The organism is Achromobacter sp. GQ309 (assembly GCF_059759315.1).
Genome location: NZ_JCAXDP010000008.1, coordinates 1 through 20,458, shown reverse-complemented (window position 1 = coordinate 20,458; position 20,458 = coordinate 1). Strand labels below are relative to the sequence as shown.

Sequence of the window (20,458 nt, the reverse complement as noted above, 5' to 3'; positions counted from 1 at the left end):
CTTTATGGCCAGAATTCTGGTGGTTGACGACGAAGTCGGTATACGCGAACTGTTGTCGGAAATCCTTTACGACGAGGGACACACGGTCGAGCTGGCCGAAAACGCGGCGCAAGCGCGCGCTGCCCGTCTTCGCATGCGTCCCGATCTGGTGTTGCTGGACATCTGGATGCCCGACACCGACGGCGTCAGCCTGCTCAAGGAGTGGGGCTCGCAAGGCTTGCTGGACATGCCTGTCATCATGATGAGCGGCCACGCCACCATCGACACGGCGGTCGAAGCCACGCGCATCGGCGCCATGGATTTCCTCGAAAAGCCCATTACGCTGCAGCGTCTGCTCAAGACCGTTGCCGCGGGCCTGGCGCGTGGCCGCGTGCCGCATGCGGCGCCCGCCGCCGCCAATCCGGCCGTCGCCAGCCCGATCGTGGCGCTGGAAGACGAACTGGATCCGCCCGCCGCGCTGTCCGCCGTGTCCGCCAACGATGTGCCGGCCACGTCCAACGGCCAGCTGGGCAGCATATCGCTGGACCAGCCGCTGCGCGAAGCGCGCGACGAATTCGAGCGCATCTACTTTGAATACCACCTGGTCAGGGAAAGCCACAGCATGACGCGCGTGTCCGAACGTACCGGGCTGGAACGCACCCACCTCTACCGCAAGCTCAAGCAATTGGGCATCGAGTCCGCGCGCAAGCGCAGCACATGAAGATCCTGATCATGGGCGCTGGTCGCGTAGGCACCAGCGTGGCGGAAAACCTGGTGTCCGAGCAAAACGACATCACGGTCATCGATTCCGACCCCGCCCAGTTGCAATACCTGCAAGAACACTTTGACCTGCGTGTCGTCCTGGGTGACGGCTCGCAGGTTTCTGTTTTGGAAAATGCCGGCGCCGCCGACACCGATCTCTTCATCGCCTGTGCGGCCTCCGACACCGCCAACATGGTGGCGTGCAAGGTCGCGCGCCAGCTGTTCAACATCCCCCGCCGCATCGCCCGTATCCGCTCCGCTGAGTTTCCCGAGCATCCGGAACTCATGAGCGAAGAAGGCTTTTGCATCGACGCGCTCATCAGCCCCGAACGCAGCGTCACCACCTACCTGCAAAGCCTCATCGAGTTCCCCGAGGCCCTGCAGGTCGTGGAATTCGCCGAGGGCCGCGTCAGCGTCGTGACCGTACGCGTGGGGCATGGCAGCCCGATGGCGCATTCGTCCGTGGACAAGCTGCGCGACGTCTGGCCGGACGTGAAGGCGCGCGTCATCGACGTCCTGCGCGACGGCCGTCCCCTGCGGGCAGGCAGCGGCACCGTCATCGCCCCGGGCGATGAAGTCGTGCTGGTCGTCGATTCCGACCACGCGCGGCGCGCCGTGCGCAAGCTGCGCGACGCCGAGCGCGCGGTGCGCCGCGTCATGATCGCGGGCGGCGGCAACATCGGCCTGCGCCTGGCGCGCCAGCTTGCCGAGGAAAAGTACAGCGTCCGCATCATCGAGCACGACCTGAAACGCTGCGAATACCTGGCGACCCAGCTTCCGGACAGCGTGCTGATCCTGCACGGCAGCGGCACCGACGAGGCGCTGCTCGAGCGCGAGAACATCGAGGACATGGACACGTGGCTGGCCCTGACCAGCGACGACGAAGACAACATCATGTCGTCGCTGCTGGCCAAACGGTTGGGCGCGCGCAAGGTGATCGCGCTGATCAACCGCCACGCGTACGGCGAACTCATGCAGGGCAGCCACATCGACATCGCCGTGTCGCCGTCGCAGGCCACGATGAGCGAACTGCTGCGCCACGTGCGCCGCGGCGACGTGGTGGCCGTGCACCGGCTGCGCCAGGGCGTGGCCGAGGCGCTGGAGGCCATTGCCCACGGCGACCGCTCCACGTCCAAGGTGGTGGGACGCGCGGTGGGCAAGATCAGCCTGCCCAAGGGCGCCAGCATCGGCGCGCTGGTGCGCGGCGAAGAAATCATCCTGCCGGATGCCGACACCGTCATCGAAACCGACGACCACGTCATCGTCTTCGTGCCCTCGCGCCAGCAGATGCCGCGCGTGGAAAAGCTGTTCCAGGTTTCGGCCTCGTTTTTCTGATGCGCCGCCCCGTTCACCCCTTGCGTGGGCCGCGAGCGGCCGGATAAGCCTCCATGAAGCGCGTCCTGGCCACCCTGTACATCCTGGGCCTCACCATGGTGATGTTCGCCCTCACCATGCTGATCCCGCTGTTTATCGCCTATGTGGGGGGCGACGCGGCGCGCGACGCCTTCCGCGACGGCTTCCTGATTTCCGTCGGCATCGGCGGCGGCCTGGCCGCGCTGACCCGGCGCAACCGTAGCGAATTGCGGGCGCGCGACGGCTTCGTGCTGGTGTCGGCCGTCTGGGCAGGTCTGCCGCTGCTGGCGGCCATTCCGCTGCTGCTGTATTTCCATGGCGCGGGGCTGCCGCTGTCCTTCACGGGCGCCTATTTCGAGGCGATGTCCGGGCTGACCACCACCGGCGCCACGGTCCTGACCAACCTGGACACCTTGCCGCCGTCGATCAACCTGTGGCGGGCGACGCTGATCTGGATCGGCGGCATGGGCATCCTGGTGCTGGCCGTCGCCATTCTGCCGCTGCTGGGCGTCGGCGGGCATCAGGTGGTGCGGGCCGAGACCCCGGGGCCCATGAAAGACGAGCGCCTGACGCCCCGCATCGCCAGCACGGCCAAGGCGCTGTACGCGGTCTATTTCGTGTTCTCCATCCTCTGCTTCATCGCGTACCGGCTGGCCGGGCTGTCGTGGTTCGAGGCGTGGTGCCACATGGCCACCACCATGGGGCTGGGCGGTTTTTCCACCTGGGACGACGGCTTCGCGCACTTTGACTCCGTCGCGGTCGAAATGGTGGCGATGGTGTTCATGCTGATCGCCGGCATCAACTTCGCCACGCACTTCAATGCCTTCCGCCAGCGCAGTCCGCGCGCCTATTGGCGTTGTCCGGAGGCCATCCCGTACCTGGTCGTCGTGCTGGGGGTCGGGCTGGTCATCTCGGTGTACCTCTTCATCAAGGACGTCTACACCGACCCGCTGGAAGCGCTGCGCTACGGGATGTTCAACACCATCTCCATGGCCACCACGACCGGCTATGCCAATACCGACTTCGCCCAATGGCCGCTGTTTGCGCCGCTGACGATGCTGCTGCTCTCGGGCTTTGCGACGTCGGCGGGGTCGACGGGGGGCGGGATCAAGATGATCCGCGCCATCCTGCTGATCAAGCAGGCCCGCAATGAACTGGTCACCATGTTGCATCCGCATGCCGTCAGTCCGGTCCGGATCAACGGCCGGGCGGTGGAGACCCGCACCATGTCGTCCGTGCTGGCCTTCATGCTGTTCTATGGCCTGTCCATCGCGGTGTTCACCAGCCTGCTGCTGCTCTCGGGCCTGGACCCGATCACGGCGTTCTCGGCCGTTTTCGCCAGCGTGAACAACACGGGGCCCGGCCTGGGTCCGGTGGGTCCCATGGGCACCTTTGCCGTGCTGTCGGACTTCCAGATCTGGGTCTGCACCTTTGCGATGCTGATCGGCCGGCTGGAATTGCTGACGGTGCTGGTGCTCTTCACGCCGATCTTCTGGCGCAAATAGGCACCGCCACGCCCCGAAATCGTCAGGGATAACCCTAATTAGGGTTATCCCGTCCCCTTTGGAAATCCCCGTCTTTTCTGGCTCCGCGGCGGGCGCTCGCCCAGAACCCGCGCCAATCCTGGGCGGTAAGCGCTTGCTTACTTTTCCTTAGAGGGAAAAACCGGATGATTCGCGATGTTGCACACAAATGTCACGATTTTCAATCGTTTTGCCACAAACCTGCGGCTATCATGCGTTCACAAGCCGCCGTCTAGTGCCCCCCGGGAGGTTGCCGGGCTTCAAGGTCGAACGGCGCATACCCTCATCAAACATTCAAAGGAGTCCGAGATGGAACAAATCCCGTTCATTTCGTCGGCCCCCAACACCCTGGGCATCGAACTCGAGCTGCAACTGATCGACCCCCGCAGTTTTGACCTTGCTGCAGCGTCTGACGAACTGTTGGCCCAAATGGCCAACCATCCTATTGCCGACCGCGTAAAACCCGAAATCACGCGGTCCATGATCGAACTGAACTCCTCGGTGCATGAGCACCCCATGGGCCTCTTGGCCGAAATGCGCGAGATGCGCGACGCCCTGGTTGAAGCCGCGGATGCGGTCGGCGTGTCGGTGGCGGGCGGAGGCGCCCATCCCTTCATGCGCTGGCAAGAGCGCTCCATCTCGGATACCCCGCGCTTCCAGTACCTGGCCGAAATGTACGGTTACCTGGCGCGTCAATTTACGGTGTTCGGCCAACACATCCATCTGGGCGTGAAAAGCGGCGACGACTCGATCAAGCTGCTGCGCCGACTCTCGCCTTACGTGCCGCACTTCATCGCGCTGACGGCATCGTCGCCGTACTGCGAGGGGGTGGACACCCTGTTCTCGTGCTCGCGCCTGAATGCGGTCAACAGCTTCCCGCTCGCCGGCCACATGCCGCCCGAGGTCAAGGACTGGTACCAGTTTGAAGCCCACCTGTCCCAGCTTCGCGCTTTTGGTCTGGCCGAGAGCATCAAGGACTTGTACTGGGATATCCGTCCCAAGCCCGAGTTCGGCACGGTCGAAATCCGGGTCTGCGACACGCCGCTGACGGTGGAGCGCGCCTGCCAGGTGGCGGCGTTTGCCCAAGCGCTGTCCGTGCTGCTGATGCGCGAGGAAGATCCCAGCGACAACGCCTGGCTGTCCTATCGCAGCAACCACTTCCAGGCCTGCCGCTTTGGCCTGCAGGGCAGCTACGTCACGCCCGACGGGCAGCGCGTGCGCCTGATCGACCATATGCGTGCACTGTTCCAGCGTCTGATGCCGGTGGCCGAGGAACTGGGGACGGGCGACATGATCGCCGCCTTGCGCGACGACGCCATGCGCGCCGGCAACGACGCCCGCTGGCTGCGCAGCCAGTACCATCGCCTGCGCGACTTGCCGCTGGTGGTGGAAGCCATGTCGAACGCGTGGCGCGGTACGGCGGCGCCCGTTGCGCCGCCGGCAGAGCCGACCGCGGTGCTCCGCCGCCGCATCCGGGCAACGTCCGAACCCATGCAAGGTCTGTCTGCGTCCGAGCCGGGCGTGACCGTGCCGGAACGCTTGCACTAGGCTGCGGCAGGGGTGCGTGCGAGGCCCGCTTGGCGGGCCTTTTTCACAGGCGAGGCATGCAGGCCTGCTTTCGGAGGCGCGGCATGCAGGCCTGTTTTCGGAGACCGATCTTTCAGGGCGGCTTTGCAGGCCCTGTCGTCAAAGCGTTCCGCGCTGCCGGCCGCCGATCGCGCTGATGGACAGGCGGGTTTCGCCCGCCACGGTCCGATGCGCGGCGGCGCGCCAGGCGTGGCCGTAGGCCACTTCGATACTCAAGACGATCAGGCCGTCCGTATTGCGTTGCGCTTCCAGCGCCGCGCAAAGGCGGTCGCGCCAGTCGCGTCCCACGAGTCCGCCGCGGCGGCCTTCGGCGGGGTTGCCGCCCAGGGCGCGCACATCCTGCAGCAGCTTTTCGGGGCTGCGGTAGGTCAGCGTCAGGATCTCCTGGTCCATCACCGGATCCGCAAAGCCGTTTTCCACCAGCAGGTCGCCGAAGTCGTGCATGTCCACGAAGGACGGCGTGGCCGTGCGCAGGCCGGCATCCGCCAGCGCCTGCCGCAGTTCGCGCAGCGTGGCCGGTCCCAGACAGGAAAACATCGCCAGGCCGCCCACTTTCAGGATGCGGCGCCATTCGGCCAGCACGGCGTGCGGTTCGCGGTGCCAGTGCATGGCCATGTTCGACCACACCAGTTCCAGCGATTCGGGCGGCAGGCCCGTGTTGGCCAGATCGGCGTTCACGAACGCGGGGGCGGCCGGGCCGCGCCGCGCCAGCTTGCCGATCCAGGCCGACAGGCCGCCTGGCGCGTGACGCTGGCGCGCCTGCGCCAGCAAGGGCTCACAGTTGTCCAGGCCGGTGTAGGCCGCGTCGGGATAGCGTTCGCGCAGCAGCGGCAGGTTGTCGCCGGCGCCGCAACCGGCGTCCAGCATGGCCTGCGGTTGCACGCGGATGTACTGCAGGCGGCCGAGCATGCGGCGCGCCACTTCGCCATAGAGGAATTGGGCGTCGGCCAGGTCGCCGCGGCGCGCGAACTGGCGCGGCACGTCGGCGCTGACGAGGGGCAGGGAGGGGGGCGTTGCGGTTTCTGGCAGGGACATTTCGGTCGCGCTCGCGGGATCTCCCGGGGGCGGAGCATGGTTTGATCTGGGATGGCTCACATTATTGCCCATCCCGGCGGCAGACTCCGATTGTCCCTACTGAACATGGGGCGACGGTTGTTGTCGCGCCTGGGATGCGATTGTCCGTTGTGTGGGGCACGGGTCGCGGGCGCGCGGCTGTGCGCCGGGTGTCAGGCGGACATCATGGCCGGACCGCCGGGGGGCTTGGCAAGATGCCCGCGATGCGCGCTGCGCCTTCAAGGGGGCGGACAGCATTGCGCGGCGTGTCTGGCGCAGCCGCAGGCGTTCAGCCGCACGATCACGGCGTTTGACTATGCGCCGCCCGGCGATGCGCTGGTGCTGATGCTGAAGACGCAGTTGCGGCTCAGCATGGCGCCGGTGCTGGCGCGAATGATGGCGCAGGCGGTGCGGGAGGCGGCGGCGCAGTCCGGCGCGCAAGCCGCCGGCATCTCCGGATCAAGCGGTTCTGACACCGCCGCCGACTGCGGGCGCTGCACCGGGTTCCTGCCGCCCGATCTTCTCTTGGTCCCCATTCCCGCCAGCCGGGCGTCGCTGCGGCAGCGGGGCATGAACCCGGCGGCCGAGATCGCGCGCAGTCTGGCCGCCGAACTGGCGCTGCCGGCGCCGCGTCTCCTGCTTGCACGGCGGCGCGAAACGCCCCGCCAGGCCACGCTAGGCCGGCGGGCGCGGCAGCGGGGGGCGGCGGGTCTCTTTGTCTGCACCGGCCCGGTTCGCGGGCGGCATGTGGCAGTGGTGGACGACGTGATGACCACCGGTAGTACCGTGGGCGCGGCGGCCACTGCCCTGATGGCGGCAGGCGCGGCCAGCGTGACGGTATTGGTGGCCGCGCGTACGCCATGATCTGCCTGCATCGCCGTCTGGATCGTGCCTGGCTTCCCGCCCGCATCCCCGCCCGTGCCCCCGCATGCATCCTGGCCTGCATCCGCCGTTTGCAACCGCGCCCGCATCCGCGCCTTCACCAGACCGCCGTCGGGTCGCGGTTCCTGGCCCCGTCGCCAAATCGGCGACAATCACGCTCGCGCGGCCGCTTCCCGGCCACGGACCTTTCCACCTCTGCCCGCACCATGTTCCACGTCATTCTCGTCTGCCCGGAGATCCCTCCCAACACCGGCAACGCCATTCGCCTGTGCGCCAATACCGGCGCGCAACTGCATCTGGTGCGTCCCCTGGGGTTCGAGCTGGATGACGCCCGCATGCGGCGCGCGGGGCTGGACTATCACGAGTGGCAGCCTGTGCGCGTGCACGACACGCTGCAGGAGGCGCTGGACGACACCGGCGCCGTCGCGTCCAGCATCTATGCGCTGACCACGCACGCGCAGCGCAGCGTGGCCGATGTCAGTTTCAAGCCGGGAGATGTGTTCGTGTTTGGCCGCGAAAGCGCGGGCCTGTCGGACGAGCATCAGGCGATGTTTCCGCCGCAGCAGCGCCTGCGGCTGCCGATGCGCACCGGCCAGCGCAGCCTGAACCTGTCGAACGCCGTGGCGGTCACGGTGTTCGAGGCCTGGCGCCAGCAGGGCTACGAAGGGGGCGCATAGACGCCGCCCCTCGGTCTGAAGATCAGTCCAGCGACAGCTTCAGCTTGTCGATCACCTGGTCCCAGCGCGCCTTTTCATTCTTGATGCGGTTGGTCAGCGCTTCCGGCGTCGACGGGGCCGGCGTGAAGTATTGCAGCGCCAGCTGCTTGCGCACGGCCTCGCTATTGATGATGCGCGCCAGTTCGCTGTTGAGCCGTTCAATGATCGGCGTGGGCGTGCCGGCCGGCGCCAGGATCGCATTCCACGAGATGGCTTCAAAGTCCGGATAGCCCTGCGAGGCCATGGTGGGCACGCCGGGCAGGGCGTCGCTGGGCTGCAGGCTGGTCACGGCCAGCAGCTTGACCTTGCCGTCGCGCGCCTGCGGCACGGCGATCGCCGGCACCATGAAGCCGGCCTGCACGTCGCCGCCGATGATGGCCGTGATGACCTGCGGAAAGCCGGAATACGGGATGTGGGCCAGGTCCACGCCCGCGCGTTCCTTGAACATCTCCATGGCCAGGTGGGCCGAACTGCCGGGACCGACCGATCCGTAGTTCAGCGAGTTGCCGCGGCCCTTGACCAGCTTGACGAAGTCCTGGACGTTGTCGACCTTGAGGTTGCCCGGCACCACCAGCACGTTGGGGCTGGTGCCGACCAGCGATACCGGCTCCAGGTCGGTCAGCGGGTCGTAGCCCAGCGTCTTCTTATAGAGCGTGGGCGCCGTGACCAGCGGGCCGTTGATCGTGTAGAGCAGGGTGTAGCCGTCGGGCTTGGCCTGCGACACCATGCGCGTGCCGATGTTGCCGCCGGCGCCCGGCTTGTTGTCGATCACGATGGGCTGGCCCAGGGCCTGGGACAGCGGCTCGGAAATCGTGCGCGCCAGGATGTCGGGCGACGAGCCGGGCGGAAAGGGCACGACCATGTGGATCGGGCGCTCGGGCCAGTCGGCGTGGGCGGCAACGGGCAGGATGGCGGCCAGGCTCAGGCAAAGGCCACGCAGCAGCGGGCCGACCCGGAACTTGCGGGTTTGCGTCATGAAGGATGTCTCCTCGGGGTGGGTGTCGTGTCTTGTTGTGGAAGCGGGATGGACGGGCGCGATCTAGGCGGCGCCGATGGCCTCGCCGGAGCCGGCGCCCAGCCCTTCATAGCGCGCATCCCGCGCCAGCAGGGCCGAGACGGCGGTCATGGGCGCGACGCCTTCGAACAGCACGGCGCACACCGCTTCGGTGATCGGCAATTCGACATTGATGGCGCGGGCGCGGTCCAGCGCGGCGCGGGCGCAGCGCACGCCTTCGGCGGTGATGCCGCTGGCCAGGATGTCGGCCAGCTTGCGGCCCGCGCCGATCTCCAGGCCCACGCGCCGGTTGCGCGACAGCTCGCCGGTGGCGGTCAGCACCAGATCGCCCAGGCCGGTCAGCCCGGCGAAGGTTTCGGCCTGCGCGCCCAGCGCGACGCCAAAGCGGGTCATCTCGGCCAGGCCGCGGGTGATCAGGGCCGCGCGGGCATTGGTGCCCAGCGCAAGGCCATCGCCAATGCCGCAGGCAACTGCAATGACGTTCTTGAGCGCGCCGCCGACTTCGACGCCAACCAGGTCGGTGCTGGCATAGACGCGCAGCGCCGCGCCATGGAAGGCGGCGGTGGTGGCTTCGCGCAGGGCGGGGCTGCTGCTGGCGACCGTCAGGGCGACGGGCAGGCCCTGTGCGACTTCGCGCGCGAACGAGGGGCCCGACAGGGCGCCGCCGGTCGCGCCGGGCAGGGCCTCGCGCATGATTTCGTGGGGCAGTCTGGCCGTGTCGGCCTCAAAGCCCTTGCACGTCCAGACGATGGGCGTGTCTTGCAGTCCCAGTGCGGGCAGCCGTTGCGACAGCGCCTCGCAGATGGACGTGAGACCCGCGACGGGCACGCCCAGCACGATCAGACGGCGCGCGGCGTCGTCCTGCAGGGTGCGCAGCGTGGCGTCCAGATCAGAGGAATATTGCAGCGTCTTGGGCAGAGAAATGCCCGGCAGATAGCGGGCATTTTCGTGGGTGGCGGCCATGGCGGCCGCTTGCGCGGCTTCGCGCGCCCAGAGCTGGGTGGGGTGGCGGCGGCTGGCGGCCGCCGCCAGGGCGGTGCCCCAACTGCCCGCTCCCAGGACGGCGACGCGCAGGCGCGGCTCGGCGGGTTGGTTCATGGGGCGCCGCGGGGTGCTTACTGGCGGGTGGCGCCGGGGGGCAGGATGATGCCCGATTCGGCACCGTTGGCGCCGGCGGCCTGCTGCTGTTGCAGTTCGGCGATGCGTTGCTCGTACAGAGCCTGGAAGTTGACTTCGGTCAGGTGCAGCGGCGGCATCGAGGTGCGGGTGATCGCATCGGCGATGTTGGCGCGCAGGTACGGGTACAGCATCGTGGGGCAGACAATGCCCAGCAGCGGGTCGAGTTGCTCTTCGGGGATGTTGGCCGCTTCGAAGATGCCGGCTTGCGTGCCTTCAACCAGGTACACGACCTTGTCGTTGATGCGCGTGGTGACGGTGACGGTGACCGTGGTTTCGAACACGGTTTCGGCCAGGCGCTGGCCGCCCACGGTGATGCTTACTTCGACCTGCGGCGCTTCCTGCTCCAGGAACACGTGAGGCGCGTTGGGCATTTCCAGCGAAAGGTCTTTCAGGTAGACGCGCTGCAGATTGAACGAGGGCGCGTCGTTGCCGCCTTCTTGCTGGGTGTTTTGGTCTTGATCAGCCATGAGTGTTTCCGTTGGTGGGAGAGGCAAAAAGGGGCGATTAGCCGTTCAGCAAGGGGGTCAGTCCACCCGAGCGGTCCAGGGCTATCAGGTCGTCGCAACCGCCGACATGGGTATCGCCGATGAAGATCTGCGGGACGGTGCGCCGGCCGGTGCGTTCGATCATGACATCGCGCTGGGACGGTTCGCGGTCGATCTGGATGATTTCCAGGTCGGCCACGCCACGCTGCTCGAGCAGCGCCTTGGCGCGGGAGCAATAGGGGCAATAGTCCTTGCTGTACATGACGACTTTGTTCATAGGGCGCTCCTGTGGGTACAAGAATAGGTAGATGGGGGCGAGTCCCCCTGCTTCAACCCTTCTGGGTTACCGGCAGGCTGGCGGCCGACCAGGCACGCATGCCGCCTTCCAGCGGCACGACGTCGGTGAATCCCTGGGCGCGCAGCTTGGCGGCGGCGCGGGCCGAATCGCGGCCATTGTCGCAAACCACCACCAGCGGCTTGTTCTTGGGCAGCGAGCCGGCCTTCTGCTCGAGGTCGGCTGCCGGCACGTTTCGTGCCTGAGCGATATGACCGGCCTGGAATTGCTCGACGGGGCGCACGTCGACCCACACGGCATTGCGCTGGTTGACCATCTGGATGGCTTCAGTCGTGCTGATGGCGGACCCGGTCCGGCCCTTGCGCAGGGCGGGAATGATCAGCATCACGCCGGAAACCACGGCGACGGCGACGATGAAGATGTTGTTTTTATCGAGCAAGAATTGCAAAAGGTCCACGAAGGCTTCCTGTAGTACGTCGGCGGGCGCTACGTCGGCTTGCGGGTGGGCAAGTCTTCCGGCCAGCCTGGTAGGGGCGAACCCTGATGCGACGCGTCCAGGACATGGACGCGGTGCGCCGGGGCAAAATCACGGGCAAAATCACTCAATTATAAAATGAGCGCATTCCTTAACCATCCTCCAACTTTAACCCGCCCGGCGGGCGCCCCAAACCATGCACAAACTCGTACTGATGCGCCACGGTGAAAGCCAGTGGAATCTTGAAAACCGTTTCACCGGCTGGACCGACGTCGACCTGACCGACACCGGCCGCGAACAGGCCCGCAAGGCGGGCGAACTGCTCAAGAAAGAAGGCTTCACCTTCGACCTGGCCTACACCTCAGTCCTCAAGCGCGCCATCCGCACCCTGTGGATCGCCCTGGACGCCATGGACGCCATGTACACCCCGGTCGGCGTGAACTGGCGCCTGAACGAACGCCACTACGGCGCCCTGCAGGGCCTGAACAAGTCCGAAACCGCCGCCAAGTACGGCGACGAGCAAGTCCTGATCTGGCGCCGCGCCTACGCCATCGCCCCGGAGCCGCTGTCGCTGGACGACGAGCGCCACCCGCGCTTTGACAGCCGCTACGCCAAGATCCCGGCCGACCAGCTGCCCGCCACCGAGTGCCTGAAGGACACCGTGGCCCGCGTGCTGCCGTTCTGGAACGACTCCATCGCCCCGGCTATCCGCTCGGGCCGCAAGGTCTTGATCGCCGCCCACGGCAACAGCCTGCGCGCCCTCATCAAGCACCTGGACAACGTGTCGGACGACGACATCGTCAACCTGAACATCCCGACCGGCCAGCCGCTGGTCTACGAACTGGATGATGACCTGCGTCCGATCCGCCACTATTATCTGGGCGATGCCGCCGAGATCGAGGCGGCCATGGCTGCGGTCGCAGCTCAGGGCAAGGCCAAGAAGGACTGATATCTCTATGCGTCGCACGGCGGGGTTGTTGTTGGCGGTCATGTTGGCCAGTGGGACGCTGCCTGCGCGCGCCGCGCCCAGTGACCTCGCCGGGCGTCAGTCCGACGCCGAAAAACAGCAGGCCGCCTTGCGCGACCGCATCGAGAGTCTGCAAAAGGACATCGACGACCGCGAGGCGGCCCGCAAAGAGGCCGCCGACGCGCTCAAGCAGTCGGAATCGTCGATTTCCCGCATCAACCTGCGCCTGAAGGAACTGGCCGACGCCAACCGCAAGGCGACGGCCGATCTCGCGTCGCTGGAAAAGCAGATCACCGCGCAGGAGGCCGTGCTGGCCAAGCGCCGCGTCGAACTGGCCGACCAGCTGCGCACCCAATACACCAGCGGCCTGTCGCCCTGGACGGCGCTGCTCTCGGGCGACGATCCCCAGGTGCTGGGCCGCAATCTGGGCTACCTGGACTACGTGTCCCGTGCCCGGGCCGACGCCGTGAAAGCGCTGCGGACGGACATCGACCGGCTGGCCGCCCTGCAGGCGCAGGCCGACGAACGCCGCGCCGAAATCGAAAAGGGGGTCGCCGAAACCTCCGCACAGAAAACCGCGCTGGTCGCGCAGCAAAAAGAGCGCGCCAGCCTGCTTGCCCAGCTTGAAGGCCAGATCGCCGCCCAGCGCGCCGAGGCCAACAAGCTCGGCCGCGACGATCAGCGCCTGTCGCGGCTGATCACCGATCTGGATGCGGCCATCGCCAAGCAGATCGAGGAAGCCCGCAAGGCCGAAGAAGCGCGCAAGCGCGCCGAAGAAGCCCGCCGTGCCGAGGAAGCGCGCCGCGCGGCTGAAGAAGCCCGCCGCGCCGCCGAAGAGGCCAAAAAGCGCGCCGAGGCCGAACGCCGGTCGCAGGACGCACGCCGCAAGGCCGAGGCAGACCGCAAGGCCGCCGAAGACGGCGCGCGCCGCGACAGCGAAGCCCGCGAGGCCGCGCAGGCGCGCGAACAGGTCGAAGCGGCAGCCCAGAAGAACCGCGGCCCGGTGGCCGTGGCCGACCCGGACGCCGCCGGCCTGCGTCCCGCCGAGCAGCGGCAGACCCGCATCGGCGGCCCGGCCGATACCCCGCCTTCAACAAAACCCGCGGATCCCCCCAAAAAGGCGGAACCTGTTGAAGAGCCCGCCACTCCAACGCGCAGTGCATCGGCCCAGCAGACCGCCAAGGCGCCGCCGGTCGGCGGCGGCAACGGCCTGCGTCATGGGCTGGCCATGCCGGTGCGCGGCCAGGTGCAGGGCAGGTTCGGGGTGGATCGTCCGGACGGCGGCGTGTGGCGCGGCGTGGTGCTGCGCGCGGCCGAGGGCACGCCCGTCAAGGTAGTGGCGCCCGGTACTGTGGTTTACGCCGATTGGCTGCGCGGCTTTGGCAACCTCATCATTGTGGATCATGGCCAGCAGTACCTGACCGTCTATGCTTACAACCAAAGTCTGCTCAAACGGGTGGGCGATGCGGTGGCCGGCGGGGATACTATTGCTACCGTGGGCGCAACCGGCGGCCAAGTGGAATCCGGCCTATACTTTGAAATTCGCCATCGTGGCGCTCCAGTGGACCCGGCCCAATGGCTGGCGCAGTAGATGTGACGGCTGGTGCAGCCGGTTTGCTGGAATGCAATCGGCGTAAACGCTGTCGGTAAATGAATGTCGTTGGAAAAATACCGTTGGTAAATTACCAAACCCATCGGCGAAAACAAAATTCGGGAAGTGTGCATGGGCACTCGTAAGTTTCGCGGTTTCGGTCTGATTGCCATCGGTGCGGTGGCTGGTGTGTTGCTGAGTGTTGGCGTGACTGCGGTCGCCCAGCGTGGCAGCCCCCTGCCTCTGGACGAGCTCAGGCAACTGAGCAATGTCTTTGCCGCCATCAAGAACAACTACGTCGAGGCCGTCGACGACAAGACCCTGATCGACAATGCCATTTCCGGCATGGTGTCGAACCTGGATCCCCACTCCGCCTACCTGGATGCCGACGCGTTCCGCGAAATGCAGACCGCGACGCAAGGCGAGTTCGGTGGCCTGGGCATCGAGGTCGGCGCGGAAGACGGCTTCGTGAAGGTCATCTCGCCCATCGAGGACACGCCCGCGGCCCGCGCCGGCGTCATGGCGGGCGACCTGATCATCAAGATCGACGACACGCCCACCAAGGGCATGACCCTGAACGACGCGGTCAAGCTCATGCGTGGCGCGCCCAAGTCGCCCATCACCCTGACGATCATGCGCGCCGATCGCCCGCAGCCGATCGTCGTGAAGATCGTGCGCGACATCATCAAGGTGCGCAGCGTGCGCAGCAAGATGCTGGACAACGGCATCGCGTACGTGCGCGTCGCCCAGTTCCAGGAAAAGACCGGCGCCGACCTCGCCCGCCAGCTCAAGGAGCTGGGCGCGAAGGAACCGCCCAAGGGCCTGGTGCTGGACCTGCGCAATGACCCGGGTGGCCTCCTGACCAGCGCCATCGGCGTCTCCGGCGCGTTCCTGCCGCCCGATGCGCTCGTGGTGTCCACGGACGGCCGCACGCCGGACGCCCGCCACAAGTACCTGGCGACGCCGTCGGAATACGCCCGCGGCGAAAGCAACTACCTGTCCGGCCTGCCGGCCTGGACCAAGACGGTGCCGATGGTGGTGCTGGTGAACGTGGGTTCGGCCTCGGCCTCCGAGATCGTGGCCGGTGCGCTGCAGGACCACAAGCGCGCCAAGGTGCTGGGCAACCGCACGTTCGGCAAGGGCTCCGTGCAGGTGATCCTGCCGCTGTCCGAAACCACGGCGGTCAAGCTCACCACGTCGCGTTACTTCACGCCCAGCGGCCGTTCCATTCAGGCCACCGGCATCGAACCGGACTACGTCGTTGCCGATACGGCCGACGGCGACTTGTTCCGCCTGCCGCGCGAAGCCGACCTGCAACGTCACCTGTCCAACCAGCAGACCACCAACGAAATCAAGTCCAGCGCCGACCAGGACAACGTGGAACTGCCGGCCAAGGTGTTTGAATTCGGCGGCAAGGACGACTTCCAGCTTCAGCAGGCCCTGAACCTGCTGGCCGGCAAGCCGGTGCAGAAGGGCTCGGCCCGCGCCCAGGCCAAGGCTGACGCCAAGGCCGGCGGCGGAACGCCACAGCGCATGAAGATCACGCCGACCGGAGTCGAGCCCAGCAAGGACAAATGAACGACGAGCAACTGCTGCGCTACGCCCGCCACATCCTGCTGGACGAACTCGGGATCGAAGGGCAGGAAAAACTGCTGGCGGCGCGTGTGCTCATCGTGGGGGCGGGCGGTCTGGGTTCGCCCGCCGCGCTCTACTTGGCCACCGCCGGCGTGGGCGACATCACGCTGGCCGACGACGACGTCGTCGAACTCAGCAACCTGCAGCGCCAGATCCTGCACACCACCGCAAGCGTTGGCCGGCCCAAGGCCGAGTCCGGCCGCGACATGCTGGGCGCCTTCAATCCGCAGACCCGCGTTCACGCCCGGGTCGAGCGCCTGAAGGACCAGGCCTTGTCCGATGCCGTCGCGCAGGCGGACCTTGTGCTGGACTGCACCGACAACTTCACTACCCGCCACGCCATCAACCGCGCCTGCGTGCAACACCGCAAGCCGCTGGTGTCCGGCGCGGCCATCCGTTTCGACGGCCAGGTCAGCGTCTATGACCTGCGCGACGACAACGCGCCGTGCTACCACTGCCTGTTTCCCGAAGCCGACGACGTCGAGGAAGCCAACTGCGCCACCATGGGCGTCTTCGCGCCGGTGGTCGGCATCATCGGCAGCATGCAGGCCGCCGAAGCCCTGAAGCTGCTGTCCGGCGTGGGCGAAAGCCTGTCCGGCCGCTTGCTCTGGCTGGACGTGCGCACCATGCAATGGCGCAGCGTCAACGTGCAACGTGACCCCGAATGCGCGGTCTGCGGCCACCGGGGGCACGCCTGAAGTCTGTGGGTATTGAACCCAAGAACAATACTAAAGGTTTCAAATACCTGCTATAACGCCAGCCAGCCTACTGATTTCGGGTAGAGGGGCATGGACATGACGGCGTGGATACAGGACTGAAGTTCAGCCTGCCCAAGTGGCGGCTGACACGTTGGCTGACGCATTCCGGGCATGACACGCCGGCGGACATCCGCGCGGCGCTCATCGCCAGTCTGTTCGGCACGCTTCCCATTTTTGCCGGCGGGGTCATCAACACCCTGATGATCTCGGGCGTCGTCGCGTGGCGGCGGCCCGAACCGCTGTATATCTCGTGGCTGATCCTGGAGGTGGTGCTCGCGCTGGTGCGCGTCGTCATCCTCCGATCCGCGCTGCGAGCGGCCCCCAAGGGCGGCAATACCCACACCGATCTCTACATCCTGCTGGCGCTGTTCTGGGCGTTCAGCGTGGGTTATGGCGTCTTCATCACCCTGTTGAACGGCGACTGGCTGGCCGCGACACTGGCCGGCGTGTCCTGCGGCGCCATGGCCGGCGGGATCTGCTTCCGGAACTACGGCGCGCCCCGCCTGGTGGGCGCCATGATTTTCCTCAGTCTTGGCCCCATGTGTCTGGGCGCGCTCTTCACCGGCGAATGGGTCATGGCGATCGTGTTCATCCAGATTCCGTTCTATCTGATCAGCATGGTCATCGCCTCGCACCGCCTGAACCGCATCCTGGTGTCCACCATGTTGGCCGAGCGCGACAGTGATCGCCGCGCCAGCGAAGACGCGCTGACCGGCCTGGCCAACCGCGCCGGCCTGCAGGCGGCGCTGGAACGCGTGTGCTCCAGCGCACGTGGCCACGACAGCGCCGCGGCGCTGCTCTACATGGACATGGACGACTTCAAGCGCATCAACGACACGCACGGCCACGCCGGGGGCGATCAGGTGCTCAAGACCATCGCGGAACGCATGCGCGCCATGCTCCGCGTGGACGACGTCGCCGCGCGGATCGGCGGCGACGAATTCATCGTGCTGGTCACCGGCATCGACGCCACCGCCGCACTGCGGCTGGGCGAACACCTGCTGCGAGACGTCTCGCAGCCCATCACGCTGGCAGACGGCAACCGCGTCTGCGTGGGCCTGTCCATCGGCATCTCGATCCTGTCCGGCGCCAACCGCACCCCGCAGGGCGCGCTGGACTCCGCCGATGCCGCGCTGTATCGCGCCAAGGCGCAGGGCGGCCGCTGCTGCGTGGTGGATCAGAGCGGGCAGATCGCGGAAAGCGAAGGATTGCAGAGCGCGTCCGTCGCGGCTTGATAGGGAGCGCGGCTGTCCGAATTGGTCCGAATCGGTCCAGCTCTGCATACCGCGTGTGACGTGCCCGTTGCGCAGCGGATGCATTCCAGACGCAACCCCACCGCGGTTCGGCCGCATTCCAGCTTCGACTCCGCCACGCGTTCCCACTTCCCGATCCCGCCGGTGAGTTGCACTGGCCCCCACACGACACAACAGCACTGGCCCCCACACAAAACAACAAAGTTATCAGATAACCTGAAAAATATGCCTATAATCCGCCCATGTTGACGAAGAGCCTCACCCTCACCGAGCAGGTTGCCCGCCAGCTCGCCAGCGACATCGCGGATGGTGTCCACGCCGTCGGCGCCAAGCTGCCGGCCGGACGCGTGCTGGCCGAGCAATATGGCGTCAGCGCTGCCGTCATCCGAGAAGCCACGGAGCGCCTGCGCGCCCAAGGGCTGATCCAGAGCCGGCAGGGTTCGGGCAGCACGGTCGTCTCGCGCACCGGGGCGCAAGGCTTTCAGGTGTCCACCGGCATCGCGGTCGACCGCAAGAAGCTCGCCAGCGTCTACGAACTGCGCATGGAACTTGAAGGCGGCGCAGCCGCCCTGGCGGCTGTCCGCAGCACGCCGGAGGACCTGGACGCCATGGCGTCAGCCCTCGCCTCGCTGCAAGCCCATCTGGACCACCCCGAGGCCGGCGTCGAACATGACATCGCCTTCCACGTCGCCATCGCGACCGCCACGCACAACAGCTACTACCAGGACCTGCTGCAATACCTGAACCTGCAGCTGCGCCTGGCGGTCAGCACCGCCCGATCCAACAGCCGCCTGCAAGACGGCCTGACCGCCGCCGTGCACCAGGAACACGTCGCCGTGTTCGAGGCCATCCGCGCCCGCGATCCGGACCGTGCCCGCCAGGCCGCCATCCGCCACCTGCAGCAAGCCGCCGGCCGCCTGCAGCTCGATCTTCTCTCTCCCGCCGCATCCCACATCTCATGAGCGCATCCGACTTTTCTCAACGGCTGGTCCAAGCCCTGGGCCCCGACACCGTCTTCACCGACCCGGCCGACATCGCGCCGTGGCTGTCCGATTGGCGCGGCCTGTACAACGGCCAGGCCCAGGCGGTTGTGCGCCCGCGCACGACGGCCGAGGTCGCCACGTGCCTTTCCTTGTGCCAGGAAGCCGGCGTGCCGGTCGTGCCGCGCGGCGGCAACACCGGCCTGTGCGGCGGCGCCACGCCTGACGGCGGCGCCAGCAACGTCGTCATCAGCCTGGACCGCATGAACGCCGTGCGCGCCATCGACACCGTGGCCAACACCATGGTTGCCGAGGCCGGTGCCATCCTCGGCAACCTGCGCCGCGCCGCCCAGGACGCCGGCCGCCTGCTGCCGCTCAGCCTGGCCGCCGAAGACTCCAGCCAGATCGGCGGCAACGTCGCCACCAATGCCGGCGGCGTGAACGTGGTGCGCTATGGCATGGCGCGTGAACTGGTCCTGGGCCTGGAAGCGGTGCTGCCCACCGGCGAAATCTTCCACGGCCTGCGCACCCTGCGCAAAGACAACACCGGCTACGACCTCAAGCAATTGCTCATCGGTTCCGAAGGCACGCTCGGCATCATCACCGCCGTCGCGCTGCGCCTCTACCCGCGCACCGACGTGCGATCGGTCGTGCTGGCCGCCGTCGAATCGCCCGCGCAAGCGCTGCAACTCTTCGAGATCCTGTTCGAACAATGCGGCGCGCGCCTGCAGGCGTTTGAATTTTTCACCGGCGATTGCCTGGACCTGGTGCTGACGCACGCCGAGGGCGTGCAGGAACCGTTCGAACAGCGCTACCCGGCCTACGTGCTGGTGGAACTGGCCGACACGACGGACGAAACCGCCCTGAACACGCTGCTCGAAAACGTCATCGGCACGGCGCTGGAACGCGGCCTGTGCCTGGACGCCGCGGTCTCGGCGTCGCTGGCGCAGTTGCAGACGCTGTGGAAGCTACGCGAGGAAATCTCCGAAGCCCAACGCGCCGACGGCCCGCATCTGAAGCACGACGTGTCGCTACCGATCGAACGCATCCCCGACTTCATGCAGACCGCCGAGGCCCGCGTACGCGCGCTGTACCCCGACATCCGCCCCTTCATCTTCGGCCACTTCGGCGACGGCAACCTGCACTACAACCTGTCCCGCCCCGCAGGCGCAGACCGCAACTGGGTCGCAGAGCATGGGGCGGCGATCACGGATGCGGTGTTGGATGAAGTGAATCGTTATGGCGGGAGTATTTCTGCTGAACATGGGATCGGGCAGTTGAAGCGGGAGCATTTCTTGCATAGCAAGGATGCGGTGGAGTTGCGGTTGATGCGGGAGATCAAGAAGGTGATGGATCCTGCGGGGATCATGAATCCTGGGAAGTTGTTGTAGGCATCGTTGGAATTTTCTGATCGGTGTGGTTGTTCGGTGATGGCTTTTGGGTTTGGTGGGCTGCGTCGGATTTCGTAGGTCTCATCAGATCTTCGTAGGTCGCCCGACGCCGCGGTCCCCGTGGGCACGATCGCCCACGATTGCGGTCCGGAGCCTTCGCTCCGGACTGCCCCGTCGTCATCTTCGTCCGCCTTCGGCTCCCTTCAGATTCCCTCGGGCGCATCGACGGCGCTCGCGCCCACGGTGACCGCGACGCCGTGCTGCTAGGGTCTTTGGTATGGGGCGCTGCAAGACCTGTGGTCAGGGCAGGAGATCTGCGGGGCCGCCGGGTTGCTGCCGCCCGGGCGGCGGCAACCCAGCATCTGTCCCGTGGGACGTCGGGGTGGTGTGCGCTTGCGCGATGGCGGGGATCGGTTTGCTAATGGTGCTCGCCGACGGGGAAGAGGCGGTGATGGGCGGCGCGCGTCGACGGCCAGCCACAACTTGCCGACCCGTACGCGCGCCGCCCATCGGGCACTTGAGTTCAAGTGGCGATTAGCGTCGGTACTGGTTGAGTTTGGCGAGATCGTCCGCCGATGG

19 protein-coding genes are annotated in these 20,458 nt (G+C 66.8%); 13 read left to right on the top strand and 6 right to left on the bottom strand.

Translation table 11 applies throughout. The features are described from left to right. The first annotated feature begins 4 nt into the window (after positions 1-4). The 4 genes from AC6CIE_RS23110 to AC6CIE_RS23095 all read left to right on the top strand — a co-directional run bounded on the left by AC6CIE_RS23110 (position 5) and on the right by AC6CIE_RS23095 (position 5,165). Positions 5-700, top strand: a complete 696-nt coding sequence (locus AC6CIE_RS23110) for a response regulator (protein ID WP_175139011.1) — start codon at positions 5-7, stop codon at positions 698-700. Continuing rightward, positions 697-2,076 (top strand): Trk system potassium transporter TrkA, encoded by a 1,380-nt coding sequence (trkA, locus tag AC6CIE_RS23105; RefSeq protein ID WP_175122073.1) that lies wholly within the window; start codon positions 697-699, stop codon positions 2,074-2,076. The genes AC6CIE_RS23110 and trkA overlap by 4 nt, the downstream gene beginning before the upstream one ends. 53 nt (positions 2,077-2,129) lie before the next feature. Continuing rightward, on the top strand, positions 2,130-3,599 hold the full coding sequence (locus tag AC6CIE_RS23100; protein WP_191578419.1) for a TrkH family potassium uptake protein: 1,470 nt from the start codon (positions 2,130-2,132) through the stop codon (positions 3,597-3,599). Positions 3,600-3,926: 327 nt separating this feature from the next. Then, on the top strand, positions 3,927-5,165 hold the full coding sequence (locus AC6CIE_RS23095) for a YbdK family carboxylate-amine ligase (RefSeq protein WP_175122075.1): 1,239 nt from the start codon (positions 3,927-3,929) through the stop codon (positions 5,163-5,165). A 138-nt stretch (positions 5,166-5,303) separates the two neighbouring features. Here the strand turns inward: AC6CIE_RS23095 and AC6CIE_RS23090 are convergent, their stop codons facing one another. After that, positions 5,304-6,239, bottom strand: coding sequence for a methyltransferase domain-containing protein (locus AC6CIE_RS23090; RefSeq protein WP_498094193.1), 936 nt, complete (start codon positions 6,237-6,239; stop codon positions 5,304-5,306). 204 nt (positions 6,240-6,443) lie between these two features. On the opposite strand from AC6CIE_RS23090, the gene AC6CIE_RS23085 reads away from it, so the two are divergent. Together AC6CIE_RS23085 and AC6CIE_RS23080 are read left to right on the top strand one after the other, a co-directional pair. Then, the gene (locus AC6CIE_RS23085) at positions 6,444-7,121 is read left to right on the top strand and encodes a ComF family protein (RefSeq protein ID WP_255595129.1); all 678 of its coding nucleotides are present in this window, start codon (positions 6,444-6,446) and stop codon (positions 7,119-7,121) included. Between the two features lie 224 nt (positions 7,122-7,345). After that, a complete protein-coding gene (locus AC6CIE_RS23080) occupies positions 7,346-7,816 on the top strand; it encodes a tRNA (cytidine(34)-2'-O)-methyltransferase (RefSeq protein ID WP_056559971.1) in 471 nt (156 codons plus the stop codon). Between the two features lie 22 nt (positions 7,817-7,838). On the opposite strand, the gene AC6CIE_RS23075 is transcribed toward AC6CIE_RS23080, so the two are convergent. The 5 genes from AC6CIE_RS23075 to AC6CIE_RS23055 form a co-directional block, all read right to left on the bottom strand. Next, positions 7,839-8,831 (bottom strand): Bug family tripartite tricarboxylate transporter substrate binding protein, encoded by a 993-nt coding sequence (locus AC6CIE_RS23075; protein ID WP_218342617.1) that lies wholly within the window; start codon positions 8,829-8,831, stop codon positions 7,839-7,841. A gap of 63 nt (positions 8,832-8,894) precedes the next feature. Beyond that, entirely contained in the window at positions 8,895-9,968 is a 1,074-nt protein-coding gene (locus tag AC6CIE_RS23070; protein ID WP_175122078.1) for an NAD(P)H-dependent glycerol-3-phosphate dehydrogenase, read from the bottom strand. A gap of 17 nt (positions 9,969-9,985) precedes the next feature. Continuing rightward, positions 9,986-10,516 carry a protein-export chaperone SecB gene (secB, locus tag AC6CIE_RS23065; RefSeq protein ID WP_175122079.1) on the bottom strand — a complete coding sequence of 177 codons (531 nt, stop codon included), beginning with the start codon at positions 10,514-10,516 and terminating at the stop codon, positions 9,986-9,988. A gap of 37 nt (positions 10,517-10,553) precedes the next feature. Further along, complete coding sequence (gene grxC, locus AC6CIE_RS23060) at positions 10,554-10,811, bottom strand: glutaredoxin 3 (RefSeq protein ID WP_175122080.1); 258 nt, start codon at positions 10,809-10,811, stop codon at positions 10,554-10,556. Between the two features lie 52 nt (positions 10,812-10,863). Then, positions 10,864-11,286, bottom strand: a complete 423-nt coding sequence (locus tag AC6CIE_RS23055) for a rhodanese-like domain-containing protein (protein WP_175122081.1) — start codon at positions 11,284-11,286, stop codon at positions 10,864-10,866. A 214-nt stretch (positions 11,287-11,500) separates the two neighbouring features. Here AC6CIE_RS23055 and gpmA point away from each other — a divergent pair, with 214 nt between their 5' ends. From gpmA to AC6CIE_RS23020, 7 genes are all read left to right on the top strand, one after another. Continuing rightward, positions 11,501-12,253, top strand: a complete 753-nt coding sequence (gene gpmA, locus AC6CIE_RS23050; RefSeq protein WP_175122082.1) for a 2,3-diphosphoglycerate-dependent phosphoglycerate mutase — start codon at positions 11,501-11,503, stop codon at positions 12,251-12,253. Positions 12,254-12,260: 7 nt separating this feature from the next. Beyond that, entirely contained in the window at positions 12,261-13,862 is a 1,602-nt protein-coding gene (locus AC6CIE_RS23045) for a murein hydrolase activator EnvC family protein (protein WP_498094188.1), read from the top strand. A 132-nt stretch (positions 13,863-13,994) separates the two neighbouring features. Next, positions 13,995-15,440 (top strand): S41 family peptidase, encoded by a 1,446-nt coding sequence (locus tag AC6CIE_RS23040; RefSeq protein WP_175122084.1) that lies wholly within the window; start codon positions 13,995-13,997, stop codon positions 15,438-15,440. Next, complete coding sequence (locus AC6CIE_RS23035) at positions 15,437-16,195, top strand: HesA/MoeB/ThiF family protein (RefSeq protein WP_108005846.1); 759 nt, start codon at positions 15,437-15,439, stop codon at positions 16,193-16,195. Before AC6CIE_RS23040 ends, AC6CIE_RS23035 begins: the two co-directional genes overlap by 4 nt. 104 nt (positions 16,196-16,299) lie before the next feature. Next, positions 16,300-17,490 carry a GGDEF domain-containing protein gene (locus tag AC6CIE_RS23030; RefSeq protein ID WP_175122085.1) on the top strand — a complete coding sequence of 397 codons (1,191 nt, stop codon included), beginning with the start codon at positions 16,300-16,302 and terminating at the stop codon, positions 17,488-17,490. A 260-nt stretch (positions 17,491-17,750) separates the two neighbouring features. After that, positions 17,751-18,470, top strand: a complete 720-nt coding sequence (locus tag AC6CIE_RS23025; RefSeq protein WP_175139017.1) for a FadR/GntR family transcriptional regulator — start codon at positions 17,751-17,753, stop codon at positions 18,468-18,470. Continuing rightward, entirely contained in the window at positions 18,467-19,879 is a 1,413-nt protein-coding gene (locus tag AC6CIE_RS23020) for an FAD-binding oxidoreductase (RefSeq protein WP_498094185.1), read from the top strand. Before AC6CIE_RS23025 ends, AC6CIE_RS23020 begins: the two co-directional genes overlap by 4 nt. Positions 19,880-20,458: the final 579 nt, after the last annotated feature.

Bases quoted from the DNA above. Each gene is read 5' to 3' on its own strand.
- AC6CIE_RS23110 (WP_175139011.1), top strand. From the start codon at position 5: ATGGCCAGAATTCTGGTGGTTGACGACGAAGTCGGTATACGCGAACTG.
- trkA (WP_175122073.1), top strand. From the start codon at position 697: ATGAAGATCCTGATCATGGGCGCTGGTCGCGTAGGCACCAGCGTGGCG.
- AC6CIE_RS23100 (WP_191578419.1), top strand. From the start codon at position 2,130: ATGAAGCGCGTCCTGGCCACCCTGTACATCCTGGGCCTCACCATGGTG.
- AC6CIE_RS23095 (WP_175122075.1), top strand. From the start codon at position 3,927: ATGGAACAAATCCCGTTCATTTCGTCGGCCCCCAACACCCTGGGCATC.
- AC6CIE_RS23090 (WP_498094193.1), bottom strand. From the start codon at position 6,239: ATGTCCCTGCCAGAAACCGCAACGCCCCCCTCCCTGCCCCTCGTCAGC.
- AC6CIE_RS23085 (WP_255595129.1), top strand. From the start codon at position 6,444: ATGGCCGGACCGCCGGGGGGCTTGGCAAGATGCCCGCGATGCGCGCTG.
- AC6CIE_RS23080 (WP_056559971.1), top strand. From the start codon at position 7,346: ATGTTCCACGTCATTCTCGTCTGCCCGGAGATCCCTCCCAACACCGGC.
- AC6CIE_RS23075 (WP_218342617.1), bottom strand. From the start codon at position 8,831: ATGACGCAAACCCGCAAGTTCCGGGTCGGCCCGCTGCTGCGTGGCCTT.
- AC6CIE_RS23070 (WP_175122078.1), bottom strand. From the start codon at position 9,968: ATGAACCAACCCGCCGAGCCGCGCCTGCGCGTCGCCGTCCTGGGAGCG.
- secB (WP_175122079.1), bottom strand. From the start codon at position 10,516: ATGGCTGATCAAGACCAAAACACCCAGCAAGAAGGCGGCAACGACGCG.
- grxC (WP_175122080.1), bottom strand. From the start codon at position 10,811: ATGAACAAAGTCGTCATGTACAGCAAGGACTATTGCCCCTATTGCTCC.
- gpmA (WP_175122082.1), top strand. From the start codon at position 11,501: ATGCACAAACTCGTACTGATGCGCCACGGTGAAAGCCAGTGGAATCTT.
- AC6CIE_RS23045 (WP_498094188.1), top strand. From the start codon at position 12,261: ATGCGTCGCACGGCGGGGTTGTTGTTGGCGGTCATGTTGGCCAGTGGG.
- AC6CIE_RS23040 (WP_175122084.1), top strand. From the start codon at position 13,995: ATGGGCACTCGTAAGTTTCGCGGTTTCGGTCTGATTGCCATCGGTGCG.
- AC6CIE_RS23035 (WP_108005846.1), top strand. From the start codon at position 15,437: ATGAACGACGAGCAACTGCTGCGCTACGCCCGCCACATCCTGCTGGAC.
- AC6CIE_RS23025 (WP_175139017.1), top strand. From the start codon at position 17,751: ATGTTGACGAAGAGCCTCACCCTCACCGAGCAGGTTGCCCGCCAGCTC.
- AC6CIE_RS23020 (WP_498094185.1), top strand. From the start codon at position 18,467: ATGAGCGCATCCGACTTTTCTCAACGGCTGGTCCAAGCCCTGGGCCCC.